7 protein-coding genes are annotated in these 6,019 nt (G+C 73.1%); 2 read left to right on the top strand and 5 right to left on the bottom strand.

Translation table 11 applies throughout. The features are described from left to right. Positions 1-132: 132 nt before the first annotated feature. On the bottom strand, positions 133-858 hold the full coding sequence (locus AB0C27_RS53155) for an alpha/beta fold hydrolase (protein WP_357862448.1): 726 nt from the start codon (positions 856-858) through the stop codon (positions 133-135). Positions 859-993: 135 nt separating this feature from the next. Between AB0C27_RS53155 and AB0C27_RS53150 the strand changes: the two genes are divergently transcribed. Continuing rightward, positions 994-1,932 (top strand): helix-turn-helix transcriptional regulator, encoded by a 939-nt coding sequence (locus AB0C27_RS53150; protein ID WP_357862446.1) that lies wholly within the window; start codon positions 994-996, stop codon positions 1,930-1,932. On the opposite strand, the gene AB0C27_RS53145 is transcribed toward AB0C27_RS53150, so the two are convergent. Genes AB0C27_RS53145 through AB0C27_RS53135 form a run of 3 tightly spaced genes read right to left on the bottom strand, consistent with a single transcriptional unit; the run spans position 1,913 to position 3,432 of the window. Further along, a complete protein-coding gene (locus AB0C27_RS53145; RefSeq protein WP_357862444.1) occupies positions 1,913-2,776 on the bottom strand; it encodes a hypothetical protein in 864 nt (287 codons plus the stop codon). The genes AB0C27_RS53150 and AB0C27_RS53145 overlap by 20 nt on opposite strands. Positions 2,777-2,798: 22 nt before the next feature. Further along, entirely contained in the window at positions 2,799-3,182 is a 384-nt protein-coding gene (locus AB0C27_RS53140; protein WP_357862442.1) for a peptidase inhibitor family I36 protein, read from the bottom strand. Between the two features lie 52 nt (positions 3,183-3,234). Continuing rightward, positions 3,235-3,432, bottom strand: a complete 198-nt coding sequence (locus AB0C27_RS53135; RefSeq protein ID WP_357862440.1) for a hypothetical protein — start codon at positions 3,430-3,432, stop codon at positions 3,235-3,237. A gap of 371 nt (positions 3,433-3,803) precedes the next feature. Between AB0C27_RS53135 and AB0C27_RS53130 the strand changes: the two genes are divergently transcribed. Then, complete coding sequence (locus AB0C27_RS53130) at positions 3,804-4,805, top strand: LacI family DNA-binding transcriptional regulator (RefSeq protein WP_357862439.1); 1,002 nt, start codon at positions 3,804-3,806, stop codon at positions 4,803-4,805. A gap of 53 nt (positions 4,806-4,858) precedes the next feature. Here AB0C27_RS53130 and AB0C27_RS53125 read toward each other — a convergent pair whose 3' ends face one another. Further along, positions 4,859-5,893 (bottom strand): alpha/beta hydrolase, encoded by a 1,035-nt coding sequence (locus AB0C27_RS53125; protein ID WP_357862437.1) that lies wholly within the window; start codon positions 5,891-5,893, stop codon positions 4,859-4,861. Positions 5,894-6,019: the final 126 nt, after the last annotated feature.

The raw sequence follows: 6,019 nt of genomic DNA, 5'->3' as shown, positions 1-6,019 counted from the left end.
AGCACGTTCCCGCACAGCGTCGGACGCATGTTCCTGGACAGCGTGGCGCCGGTGAACTTCCGGCTCGACGACTTCGAGGACGGCCACGCGGCGGGTGTGCCGTGGAGGCCGGCCGCCGCCGCGCGCCCGTGCTCAGGCGAGCTTGAGCAGGAGGTCGGTGAGCTCCGCCGGCATGGTGATCATGCAGTCGTGGCCGGTCGGCAGCTGCCACACCTGGGCGGGGCGGCCGTTCGGCTGCACCTCGGGAACGGGACGGCGGACGACCCCCTCCGGCTTGCCGACGGTGCAGTGGATGTGCGTACGGGGGATCGCCCGCGCGGCCGGCCCGCCCAGCCGGACCGGCTCGGTGAGGCAGCGCACCGGCTGGTCCGACAGCATCGACCGCAGCCAGGCGACGTCCTCCGGGTCCGTGACCCCGAACAGGCCCGCGGGCGGCGGCAGCTCGGGCATCGGCGGCACCCGCCAGCCGTCCCCGGATCCCGCGGCGAGCTCGATCAGCTGCCGCGTCACGGGCATAACATCGGCCGCGCTCTCCCCGTCCTCGGGGACCATCGCGTCGAGGTAGACCAGCTCCGCGATCCGGCCGGGGACCTGCCCGGCCACGGACGAGATCACCAGCCCGGCATAGCTGTGCCCCACCAGCACCACCTCGGTGAGGTCCTCGTCGGTGATCAGCCGGACGACGTCGGCGACGTGCGTGTCGAGCCCCACCTCGGGGCCGAGCAGATGCGCCCTGTCGCCGTAGCCGGTCAGCGACGGCGCGAACACCCGGTGCCCGGCCGCCTCCAGCAGCGGGACCACCCGCTTCCAGCACTCCCCGCTGTGCCAGGCGCCGTGTACCAGCAGATATGTCGACATAGTGGTCTCTCTCCTCATTTCGTACGTCCTTCGCCGGCCACGCTGCCCGCCGGCCCCGCGCACAGCCAGGGCCGCCGCGATCCTGGGGGTGACAGGACCAGGCACGTACGCGGTCCCGGCACATACCGTGGAGGGATGAGCGAGCGAGCGAACCCGCTGGGCGACTACGTACGGGCCCGGCGTGAGCTCGTCACCCCCGAGCAGGCCGGGATCCCCGTCCACGGTGTGCGCCGGGTGCCGGGCCTGCGCAGGGAGGAGGTGGCGATGCTGGCGGGCATCAGCGCCGACTACTACCTGCGTCTGGAGCAGGGCCGCGACCGCAACCCGTCCGTGCAGGTGCTCGAATCGCTCGCCCGCGTGCTGCGGCTCGACGAGGCCGCGACGGCGTACCTGCTGAGTCTCGCCGCCGCCGAACCCCGCCGGCGGCGGCGCCGGCCGCGCAAGGAGAGCGTTCCTCCCGGCGTCGCCAAGCTCGTCGCCACGCTCGCGCTGCCCGCGTACGTCGAGGGCCGCTACCTCGACGTCCTGGCCGTCAACGCGCTGGCGACCGCTCTGTCACCGCGCCTCGTGCCGGGGGCGAACCGGCTGCGCGACACGTTCCTCGATCCCGCCGAACAGGCCCTCTACCCCGACTGGGAGGGCGCCGGCGCGGGCATGGTCGCCGGGTTCCGCGCGTCCGTCGGCACCGACACGGACGATCCCCGCTTCATCGAGCTGGTCGGCGAGCTCTCCCTGGCCAGCCCCCGGTTCAGCCGGCTCTGGGCCCGCCACGACGTGAACACGTGCGAAGGCGCGGCCAAGGAGATCGACCATCCCCAGCTCGGCCTGCTCCGGCTGAACCGGGAGCGGCTGGGCGTCGGCGGCGGCCGGACGCTCGTCATCTACCACCCGGACCCCGGCAGCGACGACGCCGAGAAGCTGACCCTCCTCGCCGCCGTCACACAGCCTTCGCATGACGGCGACGACTCGCTGCGACGGGCTCAGGACCGCGACGCTCCCGGCAAAACGCCGCGAGAGGCCGGCGACCTGAGCCGGCCGGCTCCGTCGCCGGCGGTCACCGGGCCTCGGCGATGATCGTGCGGGCGGTCTCCAACTGCCGGTCCTTGGCCGCCTTCAGGGCCTCGAACGTCTCAGGATGGACGCGGACGGCGTCCTCCTGAAGGCGTTTCTCGGCCACCGCCCACACCGCGACGAGACCCGTGCTCACCTTGCACCGCTCGTCCGCCCGCGCCGCGCGGATCTCCTCGTCCGTGGCCGGGCCGCCGCCCAGCCACCGCTGGTCGGTGATGGCGGCCAGCGGGTCGTCGTAGCGCCACCCACCGGCCCGCATGCACGCGCTCCACGCCCGGAAGACCTGGACGACCGCGGCCTCCCGCCGCGACTGCTCGAACGTCCGCGTGATGAGCTGGTTGAACAGCGCGGAGTCCACTTCGGGCGCCCCCTGCTCGATGCGCGCCCGCGCCTGCCGCAGGCAGCCGCCGCTCTCGTCGTACGCGGCCCGCCGCTCCTGCTCCGACGGGCTCGCGGTACGGCTCTCGCTCGCCGCGCTCCGCCTGGCCACGGAGGGGCGCTCGGGGGCGACGTGGTAGCCGTACAGACGGGCGATCTCCGGTTCGACGATGCCGTAGCGGCGGCGGTTGGGCGGCTCCAGGTCGTCCTCGGCCGGGGGCGGCAGCGTCTCCCACACCAGGCCCCTGCTCCGCATGCAGTCGCGGACGAGGAGGTCCTCGGCGCGTTCGATGATCGAGATGTCGGCCGGGGTGAAGTTGTAGCGATCGAACGGCAAGGAGATCGCCCGCGCCTGCGCGCCCGGAGGCGGCACCTGTGGTGGCGGGGGTGGCGGCGGCGAGCACGCCGCCGCCAGGGCGGCCAGGAGCACCACGACAGCGCTCCGCCGCCGGGCGGACCTCTCGCTCACCGGACCCCTGTGACCTCGGACGTTACGGGCTGACCCGCTTGACGGAGCTCGTCTTGTTGTCGAAGTCGTTGTTCGTCAGGTCGCTGTCCGACGACCGCGGCGCGGCGGCGTAGCCGTAGGAGCCCGAGCAGTTGGCGCTGTTGTAGAACTGAATCCGGCCGGCCGACGGGTTCCGCATGGAGCTGGCCTTGTTGTTCAGCGTGGTCACGTTGGCGCACGTGTTGTTGGAGGTGAACAGGAACTCCTGCTCGGCGCCGGCGTAGTCGTCGTGCTCGTACAGGCAGAAGCTGAGGCCGCAGGAACTGGCGAGCCGCTGGGCGTCGGCCTGCGCGGTGGCGCCCACCGTCATCAGGCTGGTCAATGCCAGCGCCACGACACCCGCCCGGCGCACCGACGTTCTCTTCATCAACGACCTCGTTCCCGACCCAGTTACGATTCGCCAAGATCATGACAGGTGATCACGACCTGCGCCACTGGTACGGGGCCGGCTCGGACTTTTCCCGCGATATGTCCCCGCCGAGCAGCGTCGTGTAGCCGGGGAAGGGCGCGTCCCAGGTGAAGTCGGCGGCCGTCAGCCCGCGGCCCATGGGGCTGGTCTCGGTGCTACCGGCCTGTGCGGTGTCCTCGGCCGAGGCGACCGCGCCCTGCCTGCGCATCCGGTCGAAGAACGTCCAGAACTCGGTGAGGTCGTCCTCGGTGAACCCGAGCCGGCTCTGGTCGGCGTAGAGCTGCCCGCCTCGGCTGCGCAGCCAGGTCTCGAAGATGTCCTCGTTGCCGCCGCCGTCGTTGGCGCCCGTGACCGGCCGCCCGTCGGGGCCCTTCAGCCCGAGGGCGGCGATGGCCTGGTTGGCCCGCTCGAAGTCCTGCCAGGTCCAGCCCGGCTGCGGCGCGGGGACGCCGGCCTTGGCGTACAGGGCGGAGTCGTAGGCGTAGCCGGTGATGCCGCGGCCCTGCGGGACGGCGTACTGGCGGCCCTGGAAGGTGCCCGTGCGCAGGAAGCCGCGGTCGATCTCGGAGGTGCGCGGGCGTGTCGATCAAGACCGTTTCCAACGTTGTACGCGGGGTGCAGAACGTGTCGGCGGCGACGCGGGACCGGGTGAACAGGGCGGTGCACGAGCTCGGCTACCGGCCCAACCCGTCGGCGCGCCGGCTCCGTACCGGCCGCAGCGGGCTGATCGCCCTCGCCGTCCCCAGCCTGACGACGCCCTGCTTCGCGGAGCTCGCCCAGCACGTACGCGCGGAGGCCCCCCGGCTCGGCCTCACCGTCCTCATCGAGGAGACGGCGGGCGACGCGAAGGAGGAGCTGCGCCTGGCCACCGGCGTCGGGGCCGACCTGCTCGACGGCGTGATCCTCTCCCCGCTGCACGTCTCGCTCGACGAGCTGGCCCCTGTCACCCACGAGATCCCGCTGGTGCTGCTCGGCGAACGCGGCTACGAGCGCGACCGGATCACCGCCGACCATGTCATGATCGACAATGTCGCGGCGGCGCGTGACGTGACCGCGCACCTGGCCGGGCTGGGCCGGACCAGGATCGCCGCCATCGGGGTGACGACCACGCCGTCCGCCTCCTCCCGGCAGCGCCTGGAAGGCTTCCATCAGGCGCTGCACCAGACCGGGCTGACGTACGACCCGCGCCTCGCGCCCGCGGTCAGGCGGTTCGACCGCCCCGACGGCCTGCTCGCCATGCGCGCCCTGCTCGCCCTGCCGGCCGGCGTCCAGCCCGACGCGGTCTTCTGCTTCAGCGACCTGCTGGCGATCGGGGCGCAGCGGGCCCTGTACGAAGCCGGGGTGGACTGTCCTGGGGAGGTGGCCGTGGCGGGTATCGACGGGTCGCAGGAGGCGCTTTACAGCACGCCGTCCCTCACCACCGTGATCCCCGACAAGGCCGCCATCGCCGCCCTGGCCGTCCGGTGCCTGGCCGATCGCATCGGGGCGGCGGAGCCGCTGCCGTTCGAGGTGCGGCTGGCGCCGTACCGGCTGGACGCGCGGGAGTCGACCGAGGGCGTGCGCCGGCCGCTGCCCGTTTGAGGGCGCTTTGGGGTCGGACGCAGCCCTCACCGGTGCTCCTCGCCCGGCGGTGGTCAGTCGCGGGCGGGCTCGGGGCGGGTGAGCGTGCGGGTGAGCCAGTCGGTACGGGTGCGGCGGGCGGTGGCGGACAGGGCGGCCTCGGGGAAGAGGGCGTCGAAGCCGTGGAAGCCGCCGGCCCAGACGTGCAGCTCGGCCTGGCCGCCCGCGGCCCAGATGCGGGTGGCGTACTCCACGTCCTCGTCGCGGAAGACCTCGGCCGAGCCTGCGTCGACGTACGTGGTGGGCAGGCCGGACAGGTCGTCCGCCCTGGCGGGTGAGGCGTAGGCGGGCACCTGGTCGTCAGGGAGGTCACCGAGCAGGGCCTTCCAGGCGAACACGTTGGTCTCGCGGGTCCACACGCCTGGCTCGCCTGCGTACTGGCGGCTGGAGGCGGTGGTGTTGCGGTGGTCGAGCATGGGGCAGATCAGGACCTGGGCCGCGAGCGCCGGCGTGCCACGGTCGCGCGCTATGAGCGTGACGCCCGCCGCGAGCCCGCCGCCGGCGCTGGCGCCCGCGACGACGATGCGGTCCGGGTCGATGCCGAGCTCGGCGGCGTGCTCGGCCAGCCACAGCAGGCCCTGATAGCAGTCCTCGACGGGGGTGGTGCCCCCGGCCTCGGGGGCGAGCCGGTAGTCGACGGTGACCACGACGGCGCCGAGCCGGTCGAGCCATTCGAGCGGGATGTCGAGCTGCGAGAACCGGTCGCCCATGATCATGCCACCGCCGTGGATCCAGTAGACGCACGGCGCCCCGGCACGGTCACCGGGCTCGGCGCCGGCATCTGTGGGGGTCAGGATCGTCATCGGGATCCGCGCGCCCTCCTGACCGGGGACCAGGCCAGAGACCGGGCCAGACACCGGGCCAGAGACCGGGCCAGAGACCGGGACGGTGATCTCGCGCCGGTTCAGAGCCCGGCCGACCAGCAGCGGCTCGACCGGGACCGCGGTCATGCCGCGCAGGTCGGTGAGGAGCTCCGGGGTGATCTCCTGGACGAGGGGCATGCCGGCGAGCAGGGTGTTCAGCTCAGGGTCGAGAGCGGGGCGGGACATGGGGGTTCCTTTCTGCGGGGTACTGCGCGGTTTCGGGTGATGCGGGGTTTCGGGTGGCGCGCAGGGCACCCAGGTTGTGCGCGGGGGCTCCGAGGTGGTGCGGCTCCCTGAGCCGGGGCCTCTGAG

Source organism: Nonomuraea sp. NPDC048882, from assembly GCF_040649755.1.
In the GTDB taxonomy this organism is placed as follows: Bacteria; Actinomycetota; Actinomycetes; order Streptosporangiales; family Streptosporangiaceae; genus Nonomuraea; species Nonomuraea maheshkhaliensis.
This window is presented reverse-complemented; position numbering and strand designations above follow the sequence as displayed.